Consider the following 19035-nt stretch of genomic DNA (forward strand, 5'->3'; position numbering starts at 1 on the left):
CGACATGGCCCTTACGAGACTGATCCCCCTCTTCCTGACCGCCTTCCTGCTGACATTGGCGGGCTGCACCACGGTTACCGGTGTCGCCAACCCCGGCACCATCGACGAGAACTATGGCAAGCGCACCCTTGGCGCCCAGGTCGAGGACGAGAGCATCGAGACCAAGATCGCCCATAACCTGCGGCGCAACGATGCCCGCCTGGGCGATGCCCGCATCAATGTCGACAGCTACAATGCCATCGTACTGCTCACCGGCCAGGTACCCAGCGAGGAGCTCAAGCAGAAAGCCACCGAGATCGCCCGTGACGTACGCAACGTGCGCGACGTTCACAACGAACTCTCCGTTGCCGCCAACCTTCCGGCAAGCCAGCGCCTGTCGGATACCTGGATCAATACCCGCATTCGCACCAGCCTGGCCACCGACGAGACCATCGACACCAGTCGACTGCGTTTCGTCACCGAGAACGCCAGCGTCTATGTGATGGGCATCGTCACCCGCGCGGAGGCAGATCGCATCGTCAACGCCATCTCGCGTATCGGCGGCGTGCAGCGCATCGTCAAGGTCTTCGACTATATCGATTGACGCCACCGATGGATGCAAAAACGGCAGGCCCATGGGCCTGCCGTTTTACGTTGGGATCCTTCGCTCGCCTTCAGCCGAGCGATGAATGTCCCGCGAGCTCGCTACTTGATGATCCTGAGCGACGGGCGCCCCTTGGGCTTGGTCTTGGCCCTGGACTCGCTCTTGACCTCTTCCCGCTCCTCTCCCGACCCTTCCGACTCACGGCCTTCCGGCTCACGACCCTCGCTTTCGACGGCAGTCAGCTCAGGCCGCTCCGCGGCCTCCTCTTCGCCACCGCTCGCGGCCTGAGGAATCACCGGCTCATGGCCGAACACCATCCCTACGCCATTCTCACGGGCATAGATGGCGATCAGCGCCGGCATGGGTACCACTACCTGCATGGGCTGACCGCCGAAGCGGGCACTGAAGGTGATGGCATCGTTCTCGATATGCAGGTCGCGAACCGCGGTTGGCCCCACATTGAGGACGATCTGGCCGTTCTGGACGAACTGACGCGGCACGATGACACCGGCCTGCTCGGCATCCACGACCACGTAGGGGGTGTACTCGTTGTCCAGGAGCCACTCGTAGAGGCCTCTGGCAAGATAGGGACGGCTCGATAGCATTCTGCGCCCTCCTCCGTTTGAAGACGCCGGGCCGCGCCCGGCGCTGTAATCAGTTGCGCATTTCGCGCTCGGTCTCACTCAGTGAAGCGACGAAAGCATCGCGCTCGAACAACCGCTCCATATAGGTAACCAGAGGCTGGACCTGCTTCTCCGGCAGCTCGATGCCAAGTACCGGCAGCCGCCACAGGATCGGAGCGATACAGCAGTCGACCAGCGAGAACTCCTCGCTCATGAAGAACGGCACGTCCTCGAAGATTGGCGAGATGCCTACCAGGCTTTCGCGCAGCTCCTTGCGTGCCTTCTCGACTTCCTTCTTCGGCCCCTGCTCGATCTGCTCGACCAGCGGGCACCACTCACGCTCGATACGATGCATCCAGAGCCGGCTCTGGGCTCGCGCCACCGGGTAGACCGGGAGCAGCGGAGGATGCGGGAAGCGCTCATCCAGGTACTCCATCATCACCTTGGATTCGTACAGCACCAGGTCGCGATCGAGAAGCGTGGGCACACTGTTGTAGGGGTTGAGATCGGCGAGTTCTTCAGGGCGCTGTTCGCCACTGACTTCGACAATATCCACCGCCACGCCCTTCTCGGCGAGTACGATGCGCACGCGATGACTGAAGTGATCATCGCTTCCGGAATAGAAGATCATCGACGACCGCTTGGCCACTACACCCATGAAACAATCCTCGCATCAATTCGAACCGGGATGATAACACGCGCACGCATCGTCGTGCGTGTGCGTTGCAACAGGCATAAAACAAGACGCAGGGGGCGCATGGCACACAGCCATACGCCCCCTGCCTCACAGACTGACCCGCAAGGAATCAGTGAATATCGCGCCAATACTCACGCTTGAGCAGATAGGCCAGCACACCGAAGATGAAGATGAAGAGCAGCACCTTCGGCCCGAGAACCTGAGCCTGCAGCTTGGAAGGCTCGCCCACATAGGCCAGGAAGTTGGTCAGATCATAGACCGCTTCCTCGAACTCGTCCGGCTCCATGGAGCCCGGCCGGGTGACCTGAAGCACATCGCAGGATTGATACTTCCCGGTCAGCGGATCGAGCTCGGCACCCTCCACCGGACGGTCGGTTTCGGCACAGACCTTCTCCTGAACCCCCTGCAGCGGCTCGAGCACGTTGGGCATCGCCACCATGTCGAAGACCTCGTTGTTCACCCCGTTCGGGCGACTCGGGTCCTTGTAGAAAGTCAGCAGATAGGAGTAGACCCAGTCGGCACTGCGCACCCGCGTCTGAAGGGTCAAGTCCGGCGCCGCGGCACCGAACCAGTTGGCCGCATCATCGCGGGTCATGGCGATGTGCATCTGGTCGTTGTAGGCCAGGTCGGACGAGAAGATCAGGTTCTCTTCCACCAGGTCCTGGGGCATGCCGAAATCCTCGGCGGCCCGGGCGAAACGCTGGTGCTCCAGGCTATGGCAGCCCATGCAGTAGTTGACATAGAGCTGCATTCCCCGCTGCAACGACGCCTCGTCATTGAGATCCGGCGTCATCGAGTAGGGCGTATCGGCAGCCGGCGCCGCCGCCACCGCGAAGGGCACCAGCGCGAAGAGCAGTGCGAACAGTTGCTTTTTCATTAGCCAGTCACCCTCTCCGGAACGGGTTTTGTCTTCTCCAGCCGCGTATAGAACGGCATCAGCAGGAAGAAGGCGAAGTACAGGGCCGTGCACAGCTGGGCCACCGCCGTGCGCAGCGGTGTCGCCGGCAGTGCACCGAGGATACCCAGGATCACGAAGCTGATGGCAAAGATCGCCAGCATCGTCTTGGACATCCACCCCTTGTAGCGCATGGAGCGCACCGGGCTACGATCCAGCCAGGGCAGCACGAAGAGTACCGCAATGGCCCCGCCCATGAAGACCACGCCAAGGAACTTGGCATCCAGGCCGAAGAGGTCGAAGGTGATCGCCCGCAGGATCGCGTAGAAGGGCGTGAAATACCAGACCGGCGCGATGTGATCCGGCGTCACCATCGGGTTGGCCGGCTGGAAATTGGGTGCCTCAAGGAAGTAGCCCCCCCCCTCGGGGAAGTAGAAGACCACGGCCGCGAAGACGAACAGGAATACCGCCACACCGAAGATGTCCTTCACGGTGTAGTAGGGGTGGAACGGGATGCCGTCCAGCGGCTTGCCGGTCTCATCCTTCTTGGCCTTGATGTCGATGCCGTCGGGATTGTTGGAGCCGACCTCATGCAGGGCAATGATATGCAGCACCACCAGCGCCAGGATCACGATGGGCAGTGCCACCACGTGCAGGGCGAAGAAGCGGTTCAGGGTGATGCCAGAAATCAGGAAGTCACCGCGAATCCACTGGGTCAGGTCCGGACCGATCACCGGTATCGCCGAGAACAGCGAGATGATGACCTGAGCGCCCCAGTAGGACATCTGCCCCCAGGGCAGCAGGTAGCCCATGAAGGCCTCGGCCATGAGCAGCAGGTAGATGGCCATGCCGAAGATCCACACCAGCTCCCGTGGCGCCTTGTAGGAGCCATAGAGCAGGCCGCGGAACATGTGCAGGTAGATGACCACGAAGAAGGCAGTGGCACCGGTGGAGTGCAGGTAGCGAATAAGCCAGCCCCACTCGACATCACGCATGATGTACTCGACCGAGGCAAAGGCGCCTTCGGCCGAAGGGTTGTAGCTCATGGTGAGCCAGATGCCGGTCAGTATCTGGTTGACCAGCAGCAACATGGCCAGCGAGCCGAAGAAATACCAGAAATTGAAATTCTTCGGTGCATAGTACTTGGACAGGTGGTCCTGCCACATCTGAGTAGCCGGAAAGCGATCATCCACCCAGCGCATGAAGCCGCTTTCCGCCTTGACCTTGTTCGGATTACCCATCAGGCAGTCTCCTCGTCTTCGCCAACGATGATCACGTCATCGCTCTCAAAGCGATACGGCGGCACTTCGAGATTGGTCGGTGCCGGCACGTTGCGGAATACGCGACCCGCCAGATCGAAATAGGAGCCGTGACAGGGACAGAAATAGCCCCCGGGCCAGGCTGTCATATCGACGTCGTCCGGTTCGGGGCGATAGAGCGGTGAGCAGCCAAGATGCGTGCAGATCCCGATCAGCACCGAGATATCGGGCCGGATCGAACGCAGCGGGCCGGTGACATACTGCGGCTGCTGCGGTTCGTTGGAGTCCGGGTCGGCCAGACGAGCGGGATCGAAGTTCTCGGTACGCTCGATCATGTCGTCGGTACGCCTGACGATCCACACCGGACGCCCGCGCCACTCAACGGTCATCCGCTGTCCCGTCTCAAGCTTCGACACATCTGCACTTACCGGTGCCCCCGCCGCTCGTGCCCTGGCACTCGGCTGCCAGGAAGCCACAAAGGGAACCGCCACTCCCACTGCACCCACCGCACCCACTACGGTGGTGGCACCCAGGAGGAGACGGCGCCGCCCTTTGTTCACGCCGTTATCTGCCATTGTATGGTTTCTCCCATCAGCTTACCCGTTGATCCAGCACGGGGGTGGTATCCCGCAACCACGGATATAAAATCCGTCGTATCTTAAGGAATCCTGCCGCCTGGCACAAGACAAAGCACGCCTGACCAAGGTGGTATTTTTTGTGCAAAATTCTGTTTTTCAAAAGAAAAAACCCAGGCAATCGCCTGGGTTTTTCTGTCTTGAAAGGCCGTGATCAGCGCTTGGAGAACTGCGGGCGACGACGCGCCTTGCGCAAACCGACCTTCTTCCGCTCGACCTGACGGGCGTCACGAGTGACATAGCCGGCCGCACGCAGTGCCGGACGGAAGTCCTCGTTGTACTCCATCAGGGCACGGGTAATGCCGTGGCGAATGGCGCCGGCCTGGGAGGAACCACCACCACCCTTGACGGTGACAAAGACGTCGAACTGACCCACGGTGTCGGTCAGCTCCAGCGGCTGGCGAACCACCATGCGACCGGTGACGCGACCAAAGTACTGGTCCAGCTCATGGCTGTTGACGGTGATCTTGCCGGTTCCCGGCTTGAGAAAGACGCGGGCGGTGGATGTCTTGCGGCGCCCGGTACCGTAATAGTGCTGTGTCATGGCAATGACCCCCTCAGATGTTCAATTCTTGCGGCTGCTGGGCGGCGTGCGGATGCTCGGCGCCGGCGTAGACCTTGAGCTTGGAATACATCGCACGTCCCAGGGGGCCCTTCGGCAGCATACCCTTGACAGCGGACTCGATGACACGCTCGGGAGCATGAGCGATCATCTTCTCGAAGCTCATGGAGCGCAGGCCACCCGGATAGCCGGTGTGACGGTAATAGGTCTTGGCCTTCGCCTTGTTGCCGGTGACATGCACCTTCTCGGCGTTGATCACGACGATGTAGTCGCCGGTATCGACGTGAGGCGTGAATTCCGGCTTGTGCTTGCCGCGCAGGCGACGAGCAATTTCGGTGGCCAGACGACCGAGCGTCTTGTCCGCAGCATCGACGACATACCAGTCGCGCTGGACGGACTGCGGCTTAGCAGTGAACGTCTTCATGGATGAAATCACCACAATATAGATGTATTGGATCCTGCCGCCGGGGCTTCCGGCTGGGGATCATCCCTATTCTTCTTGGTTGTCGCCACCGACAGCGACGACAACGTTCGAGCGAGGCGGCATTCTACACGACTCACCGGCCCATGATAAGGGGCTTGTCACGGTTTATGCGGCCGTGCCAGGTACTCGTGGGACTGCATCTCCTGGAGCCTCGACAGGGTGCGCTGAAACTCGAACTCGAGCCGGCCATCGGCATAGAGCGCCTCGGCCGAGGCCTCGGCGGAGAGCAGCAGCTTGACGCCACGGTCGTAGAACTCGTCGACCATGTTGATGAAGCGCCGCGCCTGGTCGTCGGTTGCCGCCCCCATGCACGTCACATTGGAGACCAGCACGGTGTGGTACTCCCGGGCCAGCTCGATATAGTCGTTCTGGCTCCGCGGCCCGTCGCACAGCTCGCGAAACTCGAACCACACCACGTCGTCATGGAGCCGGCGCGCATGGAGCACACGATGATTGACCTCTATCGTCACATCGGCCTCGCCGTCGTGCCCGGCAATCTCCCGGAAGCTGCGCGCGAGCTCGCCATCGGCCGCTTCGTCGAGGGGCGCATGGAAGATCTCGGCACGCTCCAGCGCCCGCAGTCGATAATCGATGCCGGAATCGACATTGACCACCCGGCAGTGCCGGTTGAGCAGGTCGATGGCGGGCAGGAATCGCGCCCGCTGCAGGCCATCCTTGTAAAGCTCGTCGGGGATGATATTCGACGTCGCCACCAGCACGACGCCACGCTCGAAGAGCGCCTCCAGGAGATTGGCCAGGATCATCGCATCGGTGATGTCCTTGACGAAGAATTCATCGAAGCAGATCACCCGCGCCTCGGCGGCAAACTTGCCGGCAATCAGGGTGAGCGGGTTCTTCTCGCCCTTGTAGTGCTCGAGCTCGTTGTGCACACGCTGCATGAAGCGGTGAAAATGGGTGCGCATCTTGTCGGGAAACGGCAGCGACTCGTGAAAGGTATCGACCAGATAGGTCTTGCCGCGCCCCACCCCACCCCAGAGGTAGAGCCCCTGAATCGCCGGTAGCGAGGGTGCATCGTCAGACCTGTCGCGCTTGCCGAACAGGCCCGCCATCTTCGATTTGATACCGCGCCCCGTGGTCACCGCCCTTGGCTCCACACGCGGCGTTGCAACCAGCTGATCGAAGAGATGCTGCAGGTGCATGACGGCCTGCTCCTGGGCCGGATCGTACTGGAAGCCTTCACGCTCGACATCGGCACGGTAACGCGCCAGGGGCGTATTCACGGATGTCGAACGGGAGTCCACGGGGGGGGCAGTCGCGCACATGGCAATTCCTTGCTGACTTGGCTCGAAAGTTGGCAAGCTCGGCATTATACGCCCCCTGGCGCCATTGCGCAGAATATTGGCCCGCGCCGCCGCGGTGCCGACACTGCGTTGACCGGCCAGCCGCCCACACCCCTATAATGGGTCGCCAGACGGCCGAGTGCGGCGCCATGGCGACACCACGCGCGCAGCGTGTATCAGCATCAGGGGGAGAACCACGTGGAATACGGCAACATCAACTGGCTCGTCGCCATCGTCGGCCTGCTGGCCGGCATGGGCCTCGGCGGCCTGGGCTATCATCTGTTCGGCGCCTCCGCGAGCCGCCTGCAGTACCAGCGGCGGCAGCTGGCAGAACGCGAGAGGGAACTGAGCGAGCTGAAGGAGGGCCTGGGAGAGCATTTCACCCAGGTCGGCATGATGGTCGCCAACATACAGCGCGAGATCCGCACTCTCGAGCACCGGGTGACCGAAGACGCCAGCACCCTGCACTGCGAGACGCCAGCCACCCGCCGTCTCGACGCAGCCAAGCAGAAGACGCTCGCCCCCCGGGACGAGGAGATTCCCACGCCCCGGGACTATGCCGACGGCACCGGTGGCACCCTCTCCGAGGACTTCGGACTCAAGTCCGACACCGAGACCAGCGACGCCCCCCAGCCGCCACGCTACTGACCAGGGGACGGAAGGATGCCGCCAGCCCGGCGTCACGCCGGGTTGTCGATATCGACGAAGCGGTGCTCGATGCCGAACTCCCGGACCAGCCACTCGCCCAGCGCCTGGACTCCGTAGCGTTCGGTGGCATGATGCCCGGCGGCCAGATAGTGGATACCGAGCTCGCGGGCCAGGTGAGTGGTACGCTCGGATATCTCACCCGAGATGAAGGCGTCGGCGCCGGCCTCCCAGGCCTGGGTAATCATGTCCTGCGCCCCGCCCGTACACCAGGCCACACGCCTCACCGCACCCACGCCAGGCGCCTCGACCAGCAGCGGCTCACGTCCCAGGCAAGCGGCCACGTGGCTCGCCAACTCGGCGGCCCCACTGGCTTCCGGCAGCCGGCCCATCCATATCAACCCTTCACCGATCTCGCCATCGGCGCAGCCCTCTACCAGAAAGCCCAGCCGGCGGGCCAGCTCGGCGTTGTTGCCCAGCTCGGCATGGGCGTCCAGCGGCAAATGGTAGGCGAGCAGGTTGATGTCGTTGAGCAGCAGCGTCCGCAGACGACGCTGCTTCATGCCGGTGATGGGAATCGGCTCGTTCTTCCAGAAGTAGCCGTGATGCACCAGCACCAGGTCGGCCCCCCAGGTCACCGCTTCGTCAAGCAGCGCCTGACAGGCGGTGACACCGGTCATGACCCGGGCGATGCGAGCACGCCCTGCCACCTGCAGCCCATTGACCGTGTAATCCTTGAAGCGAGGCGCATCGAGCAGGGCGTCGCAGGTCCTTACCAGGTCGTCGCGGGAAATCATTCAGCCTCCGGACAGCGGTTCGCTTGGAATGTTACAATGCTGTCATTGTAACGACTGCGCGGGGCGGCATCGACTGCGCCTCGCCAATCAGGAAAGCACCGCATGCGTCGTCCGCTCTTAGCCTATGCCCTGCCCGTCCTCATTGGCGTGTTACTGGCCATCGTGCTGCTCAATACCTTTCCGCAGCTGCTGGGCCCTAAACCTCCCGAGCCTCCCGCCTCCGCGCCGGTGGCCGAAGCGCCCAGCGAGCTGCAGCCACCGGTTTCGCGCGCCACCCCCGAGGTGCGCCAAGCCGAACCCCTGAGCCGCATGCAGGGGCCGGTCAGCTATTCGGAGGCGGTGGAGAAGGCCGCCCCGGCGGTGGTCAATATCTACTCCTCGCGGGTCGTCGCTCTCGAAGAGCATCCGATGATGTCGGATCCGTTCTTCCGTCAATTCTTCGGCGACGACCTGCCCAGCCAACAGCGATTCCTCTCCAGTCTGGGCTCCGGCGTCATCGTCAGCGAAGACGGCTATGTACTGACCAACCATCACGTGATCGACGGTGCCGACGAAATCCAGGTGGCCCTGCGCGACGGTCGTGAAACCCTGGCCGAGGTCATCGGCACCGACCCGGATAGCGACCTGGCCGTTCTGCGCATCGACCTGGAAGACCTCCCGGTGATCGTCCTATACGACACCGAGGATGTGGCGATAGGCGACATCGCCATGGCCATCGGCAACCCCTTCGGCGTGGGCCAGACCGTCACCATGGGCATCATCAGCGCCACGGGGCGCACCCACCTGGGCCTGAGTGCCTATGAAGACTTCATTCAGACCGATGCCGCCATCAACCCCGGCAACTCGGGTGGCGCCCTGATCAATGCCGAAGGCGCCCTGGTAGGCATCAATACCGCCATTTTCTCGCGCTCAGGCGGCTCCCAGGGCGTAGGCTTCGCCATTCCCACGCGCCTGGCCCACAGCATCCTCGATGACCTGGTGACCCAGGGACGCGTGATCCGCGGCTGGCTGGGCATCGAGGCGCAGGAGATCACCCCGGAGCTGGCCGCCTCCTTCGGCCTGCAGGCCCCTCGCGGCGTGGTGATCTCCGGCGTGGTACCGGAGGGGCCCGCCGCCCGGGCAGGCCTGCGCCCGGGCGACGTGCTGCTGGAAGTCGATGGCCGCCCCATCCTCGATGCCCGCGTGGCAATGAGCGACATCGCCGCCATCCAGCCCGGCGCCACCCTGCCGCTGACGGTCGTGCGTAGCGGCGAGAAACTGGGCATCGAACTGGAAGTCGGCGAGCGCCCACCCCCGCAGCTGAGACAGCCGGAACGCTAAGGCGCAGGCTGCCGCGCCACCTGCCAACACGCAGCCGATACGAACGTACACTGAGCTTTCACAAAAAGACCCTGTCCATTCGCTGGACAGGGTCTTTCGCGTTATCGCCCCGGCAGCGGCCGGCAAGCGCTACTCCTGGATCCGGTACTCGGCCGAGCGGGCGTGGGCGGTCAACGACTCGCCGCGGGCGAGGATCGATGCCACCCGCCCCAGTTCCGACGCTCCCTCCCGGGAGCAGTTGATGATCGAAGAACGCTTCTGGAAATCGTAGACGCCCAGCGGCGACGAGAAGCGCGCCGTTCCCGATGTCGGCAGCACGTGGTTGGGGCCGGCACAGTAGTCGCCCAGCGCCTCGGCGGTGTAGCGCCCCATGAAGATGGCGCCCGCATGGCGCACCTCAGGCAGCAGCGCCTCCGGGTCTGCCATGGACAACTCCAGGTGCTCCGGTGCGATCCGGTTGATCAAGCGGACCGCCTCCTCCCTGTTTCGACAATGAATCAAGGCACCACGACGCGACAGCGACTGACGTACGATCTCCTCTCGTTCCAGGGTCGGCAGCAGCCGCTCGATGGATGCCTCCACGGCATCCAGGTGGTTGGCGTCCCAGCTGACCAGCAGAGCCTGGGCGTCCTCGTCATGCTCCGCCTGGGAGAAGAGGTCCATGGCCAGCCAGTCGGGATCGGTTCCCCCATCGGAAATCACCAGGATCTCGGAGGGCCCGGCGATCATGTCGATCCCCACCTGGCCGAACACCGCCCGCTTGGCGGTAGCCACGTAGATGTTGCCGGGACCCACGATCTTGTCGACCCGGGGCACCGTTTCGGTGCCATAGGCCAGGGCCGCTACGGCCTGGGCACCGCCGATGGTGAAGACATGGTCGACCCCCGCCAGGTGCGCCGCCGCCAGCACCAGCTCATTGAGCACGCCATCCGGCGTGGGCACCACCATGACAATCTCGCGCACCCCGGCAACATGGGCGGGTATGGCATTCATCAGCACCGAGGAGGGGTAGGCCGCCTTGCCCCCGGGGACGTAGATACCGGCACGATCCAGGGCCGTGACCTGCTGCCCCAGGACGGTGCCGTCGGCCTCGGTGAAGGCCCAGGACTCCGGCTTCTGGCGCTCGTGGTAGGCGCGGATCCGTTCCGCCGCCTTCGACAGGGCATCGCGCTGCTCTTCGGGAAGACCGACGAAGGCCTCCTCGAGCCGCTCCGCACCGAGGGTCAGCTCCGCCATGCCCGACACGGCGAGCCGGTCGAAGCGATTGGAGTACTCGATCAGCGCCGCATCGCCACGCGCCCTGACACCGGCGAGGATGTCATCGACGCGGCGCTGTATCTCGGCATCGGATACGCCCTCCCAGGCGAGCAGCGCGTCGAGGCGCGTCTCGAAATCGCCGTCGGCGGTTGAGAGCCGCGCGATCTCGACGGTATCGACTAGGGTTTCGCTCATGATGGCGTTCGCCTCTACAAGAATGAAAGCAGTGGTAATGCGCTCACTTGCCTTGCGCCGCGGCGTTCAAGGCGAGATGGCGCCTTCGCTGGCACGCCGCTTGCCGACCGCATCGGTCAGGCGAGCGATCAACGGCTTGAGCTGAGCGTGCTTCATGGTCATGGCCGCCTTGTTGACCACCAGACGAGTACTGATCGGTGCGATCAGCTCCCGCGGCGACATGCCGTTGGCGCGCAGCGTATTGCCGGTATCGACGATATCGACGATCTCGTCGGCCAGATTCATCAGCGGCGCCAACTCCATGGCGCCATAGAGCTTGATCACCTCGGCCTGGATGCCCTGCTCCGCGTAATAGCGCCGGGCCACGTTGACGAACTTGGTGGCCACCCGGCGACGCGCACGAGCCGGCTCGGCGCCATCGATGCCGGCGGTCATCAGCTTGCACTTGGCGATCTCGAGATCCAGCGGCTCGTAGAGACCCTCGGCGCCATGCTCGAGCAGCACGTCCTTGCCGGCGACACCCAGGTCGGCGGCCCCGAGCTGGACATAGGTCGGTACGTCGGTGGCGCGGATGATCACCAGCTTGACGTCCGCCAGGTTGGTGTCGAAGAGCAGCTTGCGGCTCTTGCCCAGGTCCTCTGCCGGCGTGATGCCGGCATCGGCCAGCAGCGGCAGGGTTTCGTCGAGAATACGGCCCTTGGAGAGGGCCAGAATCAGTTGCTTGCTCATGGTCTCGCCTGTGGTCGGGAAAAGCGCATGTCGAAGGAGCCGCTCAGCCGGGAATTCGGCGGATCCGCGCGCCCAGGAGCTGCAGCTTCTCCTCGATGCACTCATAGCCGCGATCGATATGGTAGATGCGGTCCACCAGCGTCTCGCCTTCGGCCATCATGGCAACGATCACCAGCGAGGCCGAGGCCCGCAGGTCGGTGGCCATGACCGGTGCGCCCGAGAGCCGCTCGACGCCGGTAATCAGCGCGGTGTTGCCCTCGAGCACGATCTTCGCCCCCATGCGGTTCAGTTCCTGCACGTGCATGAAGCGGTTCTCGAAGATGGTCTCGACCACCCGGGAGTTGCCGTCCGCCACCGCATTGAGGGCCACGAACTGGGCCTGCATGTCGGTGGGAAAGGCGGGGTACGGTGCAGTACGGATATTCACCGGCCGTGGCCGACGCCCCTCCATGTCCAGTTCGATCCAGCCCTCCCCCAGGGTGATCTTCGCACCGGCCTCCTCCAGCTTGGCCAGCACCGCCTCGAGGATGTCGGCGCGGGTATTGCGAACCCGCACGCGCCCGCGGCTGAGCGCAGCCGCCACCAGGAAGGTACCGGTCTCGATACGATCCGGCATGACGTCGTGGTAGGCACCGTGGAGTCGCTCGACACCCTCGATCACGATGGTGTCGGTACCGTGGCCACGAATCTTCGCCCCCATCTTGATCAGGCACTCGGCCAGGTCGACCACCTCGGGCTCGCGGGCGGCGTTCTCCAGTATCGTAGTACCGGCGGCCAGGGTCGCAGCCATCAGCAGGTTTTCGGTACCGGTGACGGTGACGGTGTCGAAGAAGATCGTGGCGCCCTTGAGGCGCCCGTCGACCCGGGCGCGAATATAGCCGCCCTCGACGCGGATCTCCGCCCCCATGGCCTCCAGCCCCCGGATATGCAGGTCCACGGGGCGCGAGCCGATGGCACAGCCACCGGGCAGCGACACGTCCGCATGGCCGAAGTGAGCCAGCAGGGGCCCGAGCACGAGGATGGAGGCGCGCATCTTCTTGACCAGCTCGTAGGGCGCATGGCAATCCTTCACCTGGGAGCCATCCAGCTGGATGGTCATCTTCTCCCCCATCACCGGCTCGACGCCCATGCGGCCGAGCAGCTCCAGCGTGGTGGTGATGTCCTGCAGATGCGGCAGATTGCCGATGGTCACGGGCTCGTCGCCGAGCAGTGTGGCACACAGAATGGGCAGAGCGGCGTTCTTGGCGCCGCTGGCCCAGACCTCGCCGCTGACGGGGCCACTACCGGTTATGATCAACTTGTCCATGGAGGTTCGACCGTCAGGCACCCTGGTTCTGTGAAGCCGCATTTTCCGGCGCGCCAGCCCACTGCGCCGGGGTATAGGTCTTGATGCTGACGGCATGAACGGCCCCTGAGGCGATCTCTTCGGACAGGGCGCCATAGATCAACTGCTGGCGCTTGACCGGCGACAGGCCGTCGAACACGTCACCCACGGCGATGACCTGGAAGTTGCAGCCTTCGCCCTGAATATGAAAATCGCAGCCTTCGATACGGGTCTCTAGCAGCGCCTTGACATCACTGGGTTGCATGGAAACCGGAACTCCTGTGGTCGAAAAAGGGGGCACACGGCCGCCAGGGCCGGTGCCAGAGTCGGGTAATGGTGACATGGTAATGAAAAGCGCCCCGCTTGGCGATGCCGGGCAGGGCAGAACTCAAGAAGAGGTCGATTCGGCAACCGGCAGCAGGGCATCGAGACCGGCGACCCTGGTCAACCTGAGCAAGGGCTCGGAGAGACGTACCGCATCAATCTGGATGCCGGCCCCGCGGGCGCACCGGGTCCACTCCAGCAATACACTGAGCGCCGCGCTGCTGACCCGCTCGACGCCATGCAGGTCCAGCTCCAGTCGGGAACCGGCCGACTGCGAGACCAGCCAGCCGCTACCGGCTTCGGCAAGCTGAGCCGCCATGTCGAAATCGACATCGCCGGTCACGGCCAGCCTGGCGGGGCTGGCCTCGAGACGGACACCCCCACGGTCGAGCAGCAGGCTCATTCACTGCCGCCTTCTTCGAGCTCGTCGGCAGCCAGCTCCGGCGACCAGCTGTCGATCACGGCATCGTAATCGCGGTTGTGATCGCGCATGGCCTGGTCGAACTGATTGCGGAACGTCAGCCCCAGGTTGATGCCGTTCACGATGACATTGACCACCTTCCACTGACCATCCGAGAGGCGCAGGGTATAGCTGACGGGGTAGACGGTGCCATCGACCGCGACCACCTCCATGGCCACGCTCGCCTGATCTTCATGACGCGGCGGCCGCTGACTGTCCAGCACCCGCAGCTCGCGATAGTCGAAGGTCACCAGGCCCTTGGTGTAGGTATCGATCAGCGTCTGGCGGAAGGTATTGACGAAGCGGGAGCGCTGCTGGGGCGTGGCGTTCTGGAAATAGCGCCCCATCACGCTTGCCCCGATGTAGCGAAAGTCGGCAATCTCATCCAGGCTCTCGTCGACCAATGCCTTCAGTTCATTCACATTGGCCGCAAAGTAATCTTCCCGCCCCTCTATCTGGCCCATCATCTCGTTGATGCTGTCGCGAATCACCTGCTCCGGGCTGCGCTCCGGCTCGGCCTTGGCCGACAGCGAGAACAGCGCCAGGCACAACCCGACCACCAGCAGACGAAGGAGAGTATGGGAGCTAGACATCAATGTCTTGGCTTGACCTGTCATGGGCTGACCTCTAACGAAACGATGATTGAGTGATGCAAGGCAAGGGCCTCTAGTCGCTGACCATATTGGACACGAATTGCTGGATGAGTTCTTCCAGCACCATGGCAGACTGGGTGTCGCGGATGGTATCGCCATCGGCAAGGGTCTCCGGATCACCCCCTACCGTGAGTCCGATGTACTGCTCACCGAGCAGGCCGGCAGTGAGAATCGCCGCGGTAGTGTCGCGGGCTAACTGACCCTCGAGCTCGCCGTCGAGCTCCAGCACCACGCGGGCATCGTACCAGTCGGTATCGAGCTCGATGGCGGTGACTCGACCCACTGTCACCCCCGCCATGGTGACTCGGGCGCGCGGCTTGAGGCTGCCGATATTGGCAAAGTTGGCCTCGAGCCGGAAGGTATCCCCCGGCACGGTGAAGGCCATGCCACTGACCCGCATCCCCAGGAACAGGAGCCCGAGGATGCCCGCCAGCATGAACAGGCCGACACCCAGCTCCATCGTCTTGCTGCGTTTCATTCCGTCTCTCCGAACGTCAAAACAAGCCTTCCCGTCATCAGGAAAATCCTCCAAACATCAGCGCGGTGAGCACGAAATCCAGGCCGAGCACCGCCAGCGAGGAGTAGACCACCGTTCGTGTGGTCGCCCGCGAGATACCTTCCGAGGTGGGCACCAGATCGTAGCCCTGAAATACCGCGATCCAGGTGACCACCAGGGCGAAGACAACACTCTTGACCATGCCATTGCCCACGTCGCCGACAAAATCGACGCTGGCCTGCATGTTGCCCCAGTAGGAGCCTTCGAAGACCCCCAGCCACTCGACACCCACCAGGTACCCACCGTAGATACCGACCACGCTGAAACCGACGGTGAGCAGCGGCAGCGCCACGAAACCGGCCCATAGCCTGGGGGCCACTACCCGTCGCAGCGGGTCGACGCCAATCATCTCCATGCTGGTGAGCTGCTCGGTGGCCTTCATCAGGCCGATCTCGGCGGTCAACGCCGAGCCGGCCCGGCCGGCAAACAGCAGTGCGGCAACCACGGGAGAGAGTTCACGCAGCAGAGAGAGCGCCACCATCTGCCCCAGCGCCTGTTCGGCGCCGAAATCGACCAGCAGGGTGTACCCCTGCAGGGCCAGCACCATGCCGATGAAGAGCCCCGAGACCAGCACGATGGCCAGCGACAGCACGCCGACGAAATGCACCTGCCGCAGCCACAGGTACCAGCCCTCCCGCGATGGCACACCAACGGCCGACTGGGCCAGGAATTGCCCCGCCCGGCCCAGGGCTTCGAGCACTTCGCAACCGCGACGCCCCAGGCTCACGATTCGCCCGATCATGAACGCTTCTCCATGTTGAGGATGTCGCTGAAGAAATCGGTCGCCGGATAGTGGAAGGGCACCGGCCCGTCGGGCTCCCCATGGACGAATTGACTGACCCGCGGATCCTCATCCACATCCAGCGAGTCCGGCGTACCGTGGGCCATGACCCGGCCGTCGGAAATCACGTAGACATAGTCGGCTATGGACAGTGTTTCCTGGATATCGTGTGACACCACGATGGCCGTCAGTCCCAGCGCATCGTTGAGCCGCTTGATCAGCTGTACCAGGACGCCCTTGGAAATGGGATCCTGCCCCACGAAGGGCTCATCGTAGAGAATCAGCTCGGGGTCCAGGGCAATCGCTCGGGCCAGGGCAACCCGGCGGGCCATGCCCCCGGAGAGCTCGGACGGCATCAGGTCGCGCGCGCCGCGCAGCCCGACTGCCTGCAGCTTCATCAGCGCCACGTCACGGATCATCGCCTCGGGCAGGTCGGTGTGCACCCGGAGGGGAAAGGCCACGTTCTCGAACACGCTGAGATCGGAGAAGAGCGCACCGCTCTGGAACAGCATGCCCATCCGGCGCCGCAGCCGGAACAGTGCCTTGCGCGACAGGGCATGCACATCCTCGCCGTCGATCCTGACGCGGCCCTCATCGGGAGCGAGCTGTCCGCCGATCAGCTTGAGCAGGGTCGTCTTGCCCGTGCCGCTGGGACCCAGGATGGCGGTAATCTTGCCCCGCGGGATCTGCAGCTCCACGCCACGGAAGATATCCTTCTCCCCCCGGGCAAAATGCAGACCCTCCACCACCACGAAGGGGGAATCGGTCATTGCGGATGTCCATCGAAAAATTATCGAACATCGTATCCTAACCAGGCCGCAGGGCGCCAGCCCAACCCCGGCCGCACTTGCACACTGGCCCGCCAGCACGTCTAATATGCGCCTCCTCAACGCCTCGGCCCTGTCCTACTCATGCTGATACCCCTGCTCATGGTCATCGCCGGACTCATCGCCCTGGTCTGGAGTGCCGATCGTTTCGTCGGCGCGGCCGCGGCCACCGCCCGCGGCACCGGCCTGAGCACCCTGCTGATCGGCATGACCGTGGTGGCACTGGGCACCTCCGCCCCGGAAATGGTCGTGGCGGTATTCGCCGCCCTGGACGGCATTCCCGACCTGGCCACCGGCAACGCCCTGGGCTCGAATATCGCCAATATCGGCCTCGTACTCGGCGTCACGGCACTGGTACGACCGATCCCCGTGCCCTTCTCGCTGGTGCGGCGCGAACTGCCGCTGCTGCTGGGTGCCACCGGCATGGCCGGATATGCCCTGGCCAACGGCATCCTCGGACGCTTCGATGCACTCTTCCTCGCCCTGCTGCTGATCTTCAGCCTGTGGTGGCTGGTGCGCGCCGATACACCGGACGCCGTCCCGGTGGGAGAGATACCCGATCTGCCACTGCCGCGGGCACTCTGCTGGCTGGCCGGCACCCTGCTGCTGCTGATGCTCAGCTCCCGCATACTGGTCTGGGGTGCCAGCGAGCTGGCCCAGGGCATGGGCGTCAGCGACCTGATCATCGGCCTCACCGTCGTGGCCATCGGCACCAGCCTTCCGGAGCTTGCCGCCTGCGTGGCCAGCGCCCTCAAGGGGCACCATGAGCTGGCGATCGGCAATGTCATCGGCTCGAACCTGTTCAACCTGCTGGCAGTGCTGCCCATTCCCGCCCTGCTCGCACCCGGACCAATCGATGCGGCAGCGGCCAGCCGCGACTATCCCGTCATGCTGCTGCTGACCCTGGCCATGGCCATGCTGCTGCTGTGGCAGCGCCAGGGCCGCCTCACACGACTGCCGGCCGGCCTGCTGCTGGCGGCTTATCTCGGCTACCTGGGCTGGCTGGCGCTTGCCGGCAACGGCAGCCCTTGAGTGAAACGCCACAACGGGCAACAATCATCGCCATGACCATCGACACCTCTTCACCCCAGCCTGTCGACCCAGCCAACGGTGCATCGCCACTGCGGGACAGTGCGCGCCGCACCCTGGAGGTCGAACAGCAGGCCATCGCCGCGCTTGCCGACCGCCTGGACAGCCAGTTCGATCGCGCCTGCGAACTGATGCTCGCCTGCCAGGGGCGGGTGGTCGTCACCGGCATGGGGAAATCCGGCCATATTGCCGGCAAGATCGCGGCGACCCTGGCCAGCACCGGCACGCCCGCCTTCTTCGTCCACCCCGGCGAGGCCAGCCATGGCGATCTCGGCATGATCACCCCCGGAGACGTGGTGCTGGCCCTCTCCAACTCCGGCGAAACCGGCGAGGTCACCGCGATCCTGCCGCTGCTCAAGCGCCTGGGCACACCGCTGATCAGCATGACGGGGCGCCCCGATTCGACGCTGGCGCGCCACGCCGACGCCCACCTGGATGCCGGCGTCGCCCGGGAGGCCTGTCCGCTTGACCTGGCCCCCACCGCCTCGACCACGGCGGCACTCGCCCTGGGAGATGCCCTGGCCGTGGCCCTGCTGGAAGCCCGGGGCTTCACCGCCGAGGACTTCGCCCGCTCCCACCCTGGCGGCAGCCTGGGCAAGCGACTCCTGCTGCGGGTCGCCGATCTCATGCATCAGGGGGCGCGGCTGCCGAGCGTACCGCTGGGCAGCCCGCTGCGGGACGCCCTGCTGGAGATATCCCGACAGGGGCTCGGCTTCACCTGCGTGGTCGATAAGCAGAATCACCTGATCGGCGTCTACACCGATGGCGACCTGCGCCGCACCCTGGACCAGCACAACGACCTGAGCCAACTGACGGTCGATGACGTGATGACCCGTCCCGGCAAGCGCATCGCCCCCGACCTGCTGGCCGCCGAGGCAGTTCGCGTCATGGAGGACAACCTGATCACGGCCCTGGCCGTGGTCGACGACGAGGGGCACCCGGTCGGCGCCCTGCACATGCACGATCTGCTGCGCAGCGGCGTGATCTGACGACCCATCGAACCTCTGATTTTTTGAACCTCTGACCTTTTGAACCATTA

Annotated in this window: 23 protein-coding genes; 5 read left to right on the forward strand and 18 right to left on the reverse strand. The window is 64.1% G+C overall.

Annotation, left to right across the window (positions count from 1 at the left end; translation table 11 throughout):
• The first annotated feature begins 4 nt into the window (after positions 1–4).
• A complete protein-coding gene (locus LY622_RS17205; RefSeq protein ID WP_234292006.1) occupies positions 5–583 on the forward strand; it encodes a BON domain-containing protein in 579 nt (192 codons plus the stop codon).
• 101 nt (positions 584–684) lie between these two features.
• On the opposite strand, the gene LY622_RS17210 is transcribed toward LY622_RS17205, so the two are convergent.
• From LY622_RS17210 to zapE, 8 genes are all read right to left on the reverse strand, one after another.
• Positions 685–1188 carry a ClpXP protease specificity-enhancing factor gene (locus tag LY622_RS17210; protein ID WP_234292007.1) on the reverse strand — a complete coding sequence of 168 codons (504 nt, stop codon included), beginning with the start codon at positions 1186–1188 and terminating at the stop codon, positions 685–687.
• A 49-nt stretch (positions 1189–1237) separates the two neighbouring features.
• Complete coding sequence (gene sspA, locus LY622_RS17215; RefSeq protein WP_234292008.1) at positions 1238–1864, reverse strand: stringent starvation protein SspA; 627 nt, start codon at positions 1862–1864, stop codon at positions 1238–1240.
• A gap of 148 nt (positions 1865–2012) precedes the next feature.
• On the reverse strand, positions 2013–2780 hold the full coding sequence (locus LY622_RS17220; RefSeq protein WP_234281267.1) for a cytochrome c1: 768 nt from the start codon (positions 2778–2780) through the stop codon (positions 2013–2015).
• Positions 2780–4039, reverse strand: a complete 1260-nt coding sequence (locus LY622_RS17225) for a cytochrome b (RefSeq protein ID WP_234292009.1) — start codon at positions 4037–4039, stop codon at positions 2780–2782. Before LY622_RS17225 ends, LY622_RS17220 begins: the two co-directional genes overlap by 1 nt.
• Positions 4039–4632 carry a ubiquinol-cytochrome c reductase iron-sulfur subunit gene (gene petA, locus LY622_RS17230; RefSeq protein ID WP_234292010.1) on the reverse strand — a complete coding sequence of 198 codons (594 nt, stop codon included), beginning with the start codon at positions 4630–4632 and terminating at the stop codon, positions 4039–4041. The genes LY622_RS17225 and petA overlap by 1 nt, the downstream gene beginning before the upstream one ends.
• A 214-nt stretch (positions 4633–4846) precedes the next feature.
• Positions 4847–5236: a 30S ribosomal protein S9 gene (gene rpsI / locus LY622_RS17235; protein WP_043516861.1), complete on the reverse strand. Its 390-nt coding sequence runs from the start codon at positions 5234–5236 to the stop codon at positions 4847–4849.
• A 13-nt stretch (positions 5237–5249) separates the two neighbouring features.
• Positions 5250–5678: a 50S ribosomal protein L13 gene (rplM, locus tag LY622_RS17240; RefSeq protein ID WP_043516860.1), complete on the reverse strand. Its 429-nt coding sequence runs from the start codon at positions 5676–5678 to the stop codon at positions 5250–5252.
• Positions 5679–5836: 158 nt separating this feature from the next.
• Positions 5837–7021: a cell division protein ZapE gene (zapE, locus tag LY622_RS17245; RefSeq protein ID WP_234292011.1), complete on the reverse strand. Its 1185-nt coding sequence runs from the start codon at positions 7019–7021 to the stop codon at positions 5837–5839.
• A 216-nt stretch (positions 7022–7237) separates the two neighbouring features.
• Here zapE and LY622_RS17250 point away from each other — a divergent pair, with 216 nt between their 5' ends.
• A complete protein-coding gene (locus LY622_RS17250) occupies positions 7238–7687 on the forward strand; it encodes a ZapG family protein (protein ID WP_234292012.1) in 450 nt (149 codons plus the stop codon).
• A gap of 32 nt (positions 7688–7719) precedes the next feature.
• Here LY622_RS17250 and LY622_RS17255 read toward each other — a convergent pair whose 3' ends face one another.
• On the reverse strand, positions 7720–8481 hold the full coding sequence (locus LY622_RS17255) for a Nif3-like dinuclear metal center hexameric protein (protein ID WP_234292013.1): 762 nt from the start codon (positions 8479–8481) through the stop codon (positions 7720–7722).
• Between the two features lie 102 nt (positions 8482–8583).
• Between LY622_RS17255 and LY622_RS17260 the strand changes: the two genes are divergently transcribed.
• Complete coding sequence (locus LY622_RS17260) at positions 8584–9801, forward strand: Do family serine endopeptidase (RefSeq protein WP_234292014.1); 1218 nt, start codon at positions 8584–8586, stop codon at positions 9799–9801.
• Between the two features lie 129 nt (positions 9802–9930).
• Here the strand turns inward: LY622_RS17260 and hisD are convergent, their stop codons facing one another.
• The 9 genes from hisD to LY622_RS17305 form a co-directional block, all read right to left on the reverse strand.
• A complete protein-coding gene (hisD, locus tag LY622_RS17265; protein ID WP_234292015.1) occupies positions 9931–11253 on the reverse strand; it encodes a histidinol dehydrogenase in 1323 nt (440 codons plus the stop codon).
• Positions 11254–11319: 66 nt separating this feature from the next.
• Entirely contained in the window at positions 11320–11982 is a 663-nt protein-coding gene (gene hisG, locus LY622_RS17270) for an ATP phosphoribosyltransferase (protein WP_234292016.1), read from the reverse strand.
• A gap of 43 nt (positions 11983–12025) precedes the next feature.
• Positions 12026–13288, reverse strand: a complete 1263-nt coding sequence (gene murA / locus LY622_RS17275) for a UDP-N-acetylglucosamine 1-carboxyvinyltransferase (protein WP_234292017.1) — start codon at positions 13286–13288, stop codon at positions 12026–12028.
• Between the two features lie 13 nt (positions 13289–13301).
• The gene (locus tag LY622_RS17280; RefSeq protein WP_234292018.1) at positions 13302–13571 is read right to left on the reverse strand and encodes a BolA family protein; all 270 of its coding nucleotides are present in this window, start codon (positions 13569–13571) and stop codon (positions 13302–13304) included.
• Positions 13572–13694: 123 nt separating this feature from the next.
• Positions 13695–14033 (reverse strand): STAS domain-containing protein, encoded by a 339-nt coding sequence (locus LY622_RS17285; RefSeq protein WP_234292019.1) that lies wholly within the window; start codon positions 14031–14033, stop codon positions 13695–13697.
• The gene (locus tag LY622_RS17290) at positions 14030–14707 is read right to left on the reverse strand and encodes an MlaC/ttg2D family ABC transporter substrate-binding protein (RefSeq protein ID WP_234292020.1); all 678 of its coding nucleotides are present in this window, start codon (positions 14705–14707) and stop codon (positions 14030–14032) included. The genes LY622_RS17285 and LY622_RS17290 overlap by 4 nt, the downstream gene beginning before the upstream one ends.
• A 49-nt stretch (positions 14708–14756) precedes the next feature.
• Entirely contained in the window at positions 14757–15221 is a 465-nt protein-coding gene (mlaD, locus tag LY622_RS17295; RefSeq protein ID WP_234292021.1) for an outer membrane lipid asymmetry maintenance protein MlaD, read from the reverse strand.
• A gap of 37 nt (positions 15222–15258) precedes the next feature.
• Positions 15259–16041 carry a lipid asymmetry maintenance ABC transporter permease subunit MlaE gene (gene mlaE, locus LY622_RS17300; protein WP_234281281.1) on the reverse strand — a complete coding sequence of 261 codons (783 nt, stop codon included), beginning with the start codon at positions 16039–16041 and terminating at the stop codon, positions 15259–15261.
• A complete protein-coding gene (locus LY622_RS17305) occupies positions 16038–16850 on the reverse strand; it encodes an ABC transporter ATP-binding protein (protein WP_234292022.1) in 813 nt (270 codons plus the stop codon). Before LY622_RS17305 ends, mlaE begins: the two co-directional genes overlap by 4 nt.
• A gap of 141 nt (positions 16851–16991) precedes the next feature.
• Here LY622_RS17305 and LY622_RS17310 point away from each other — a divergent pair, with 141 nt between their 5' ends.
• The gene (locus LY622_RS17310) at positions 16992–17939 is read left to right on the forward strand and encodes a calcium/sodium antiporter (RefSeq protein ID WP_234292023.1); all 948 of its coding nucleotides are present in this window, start codon (positions 16992–16994) and stop codon (positions 17937–17939) included.
• A 32-nt stretch (positions 17940–17971) separates the two neighbouring features.
• A complete protein-coding gene (locus tag LY622_RS17315) occupies positions 17972–18985 on the forward strand; it encodes a KpsF/GutQ family sugar-phosphate isomerase (RefSeq protein WP_234292024.1) in 1014 nt (337 codons plus the stop codon).
• Positions 18986–19035: the final 50 nt, after the last annotated feature.

It is taken from the genome of Halomonas alkalisoli (genome assembly GCF_021412585.1).
Lineage (GTDB): Bacteria > Pseudomonadota > Gammaproteobacteria > Pseudomonadales > Halomonadaceae > Halomonas > Halomonas alkalisoli.

Coding starts and splice junctions, on each gene's coding strand:
- LY622_RS17205 (WP_234292006.1), top strand. CDS start 5: ATGGCCCTTACGAGACTGATCCCCCTCTTCCTGACCGCCTTCCTGCTG.
- LY622_RS17210 (WP_234292007.1), bottom strand. CDS start 1,188: ATGCTATCGAGCCGTCCCTATCTTGCCAGAGGCCTCTACGAGTGGCTC.
- sspA (WP_234292008.1), bottom strand. CDS start 1,864: ATGGGTGTAGTGGCCAAGCGGTCGTCGATGATCTTCTATTCCGGAAGC.
- LY622_RS17220 (WP_234281267.1), bottom strand. CDS start 2,780: ATGAAAAAGCAACTGTTCGCACTGCTCTTCGCGCTGGTGCCCTTCGCG.
- LY622_RS17225 (WP_234292009.1), bottom strand. CDS start 4,039: ATGGGTAATCCGAACAAGGTCAAGGCGGAAAGCGGCTTCATGCGCTGG.
- petA (WP_234292010.1), bottom strand. CDS start 4,632: ATGGCAGATAACGGCGTGAACAAAGGGCGGCGCCGTCTCCTCCTGGGT.
- rpsI (WP_043516861.1), bottom strand. CDS start 5,236: ATGACACAGCACTATTACGGTACCGGGCGCCGCAAGACATCCACCGCC.
- rplM (WP_043516860.1), bottom strand. CDS start 5,678: ATGAAGACGTTCACTGCTAAGCCGCAGTCCGTCCAGCGCGACTGGTAT.
- zapE (WP_234292011.1), bottom strand. CDS start 7,021: ATGTGCGCGACTGCCCCCCCCGTGGACTCCCGTTCGACATCCGTGAAT.
- LY622_RS17255 (WP_234292013.1), bottom strand. CDS start 8,481: ATGATTTCCCGCGACGACCTGGTAAGGACCTGCGACGCCCTGCTCGAT.
- LY622_RS17260 (WP_234292014.1), top strand. CDS start 8,584: ATGCGTCGTCCGCTCTTAGCCTATGCCCTGCCCGTCCTCATTGGCGTG.
- hisD (WP_234292015.1), bottom strand. CDS start 11,253: ATGAGCGAAACCCTAGTCGATACCGTCGAGATCGCGCGGCTCTCAACC.
- hisG (WP_234292016.1), bottom strand. CDS start 11,982: ATGAGCAAGCAACTGATTCTGGCCCTCTCCAAGGGCCGTATTCTCGAC.
- murA (WP_234292017.1), bottom strand. CDS start 13,288: ATGGACAAGTTGATCATAACCGGTAGTGGCCCCGTCAGCGGCGAGGTC.
- LY622_RS17280 (WP_234292018.1), bottom strand. CDS start 13,571: ATGCAACCCAGTGATGTCAAGGCGCTGCTAGAGACCCGTATCGAAGGC.
- LY622_RS17285 (WP_234292019.1), bottom strand. CDS start 14,033: ATGAGCCTGCTGCTCGACCGTGGGGGTGTCCGTCTCGAGGCCAGCCCC.
- LY622_RS17290 (WP_234292020.1), bottom strand. CDS start 14,707: ATGACAGGTCAAGCCAAGACATTGATGTCTAGCTCCCATACTCTCCTT.
- mlaD (WP_234292021.1), bottom strand. CDS start 15,221: ATGAAACGCAGCAAGACGATGGAGCTGGGTGTCGGCCTGTTCATGCTG.
- mlaE (WP_234281281.1), bottom strand. CDS start 16,041: ATGATCGGGCGAATCGTGAGCCTGGGGCGTCGCGGTTGCGAAGTGCTC.
- LY622_RS17305 (WP_234292022.1), bottom strand. CDS start 16,850: ATGACCGATTCCCCCTTCGTGGTGGTGGAGGGTCTGCATTTTGCCCGG.
- LY622_RS17310 (WP_234292023.1), top strand. CDS start 16,992: ATGCTGATACCCCTGCTCATGGTCATCGCCGGACTCATCGCCCTGGTC.
- LY622_RS17315 (WP_234292024.1), top strand. CDS start 17,972: ATGACCATCGACACCTCTTCACCCCAGCCTGTCGACCCAGCCAACGGT.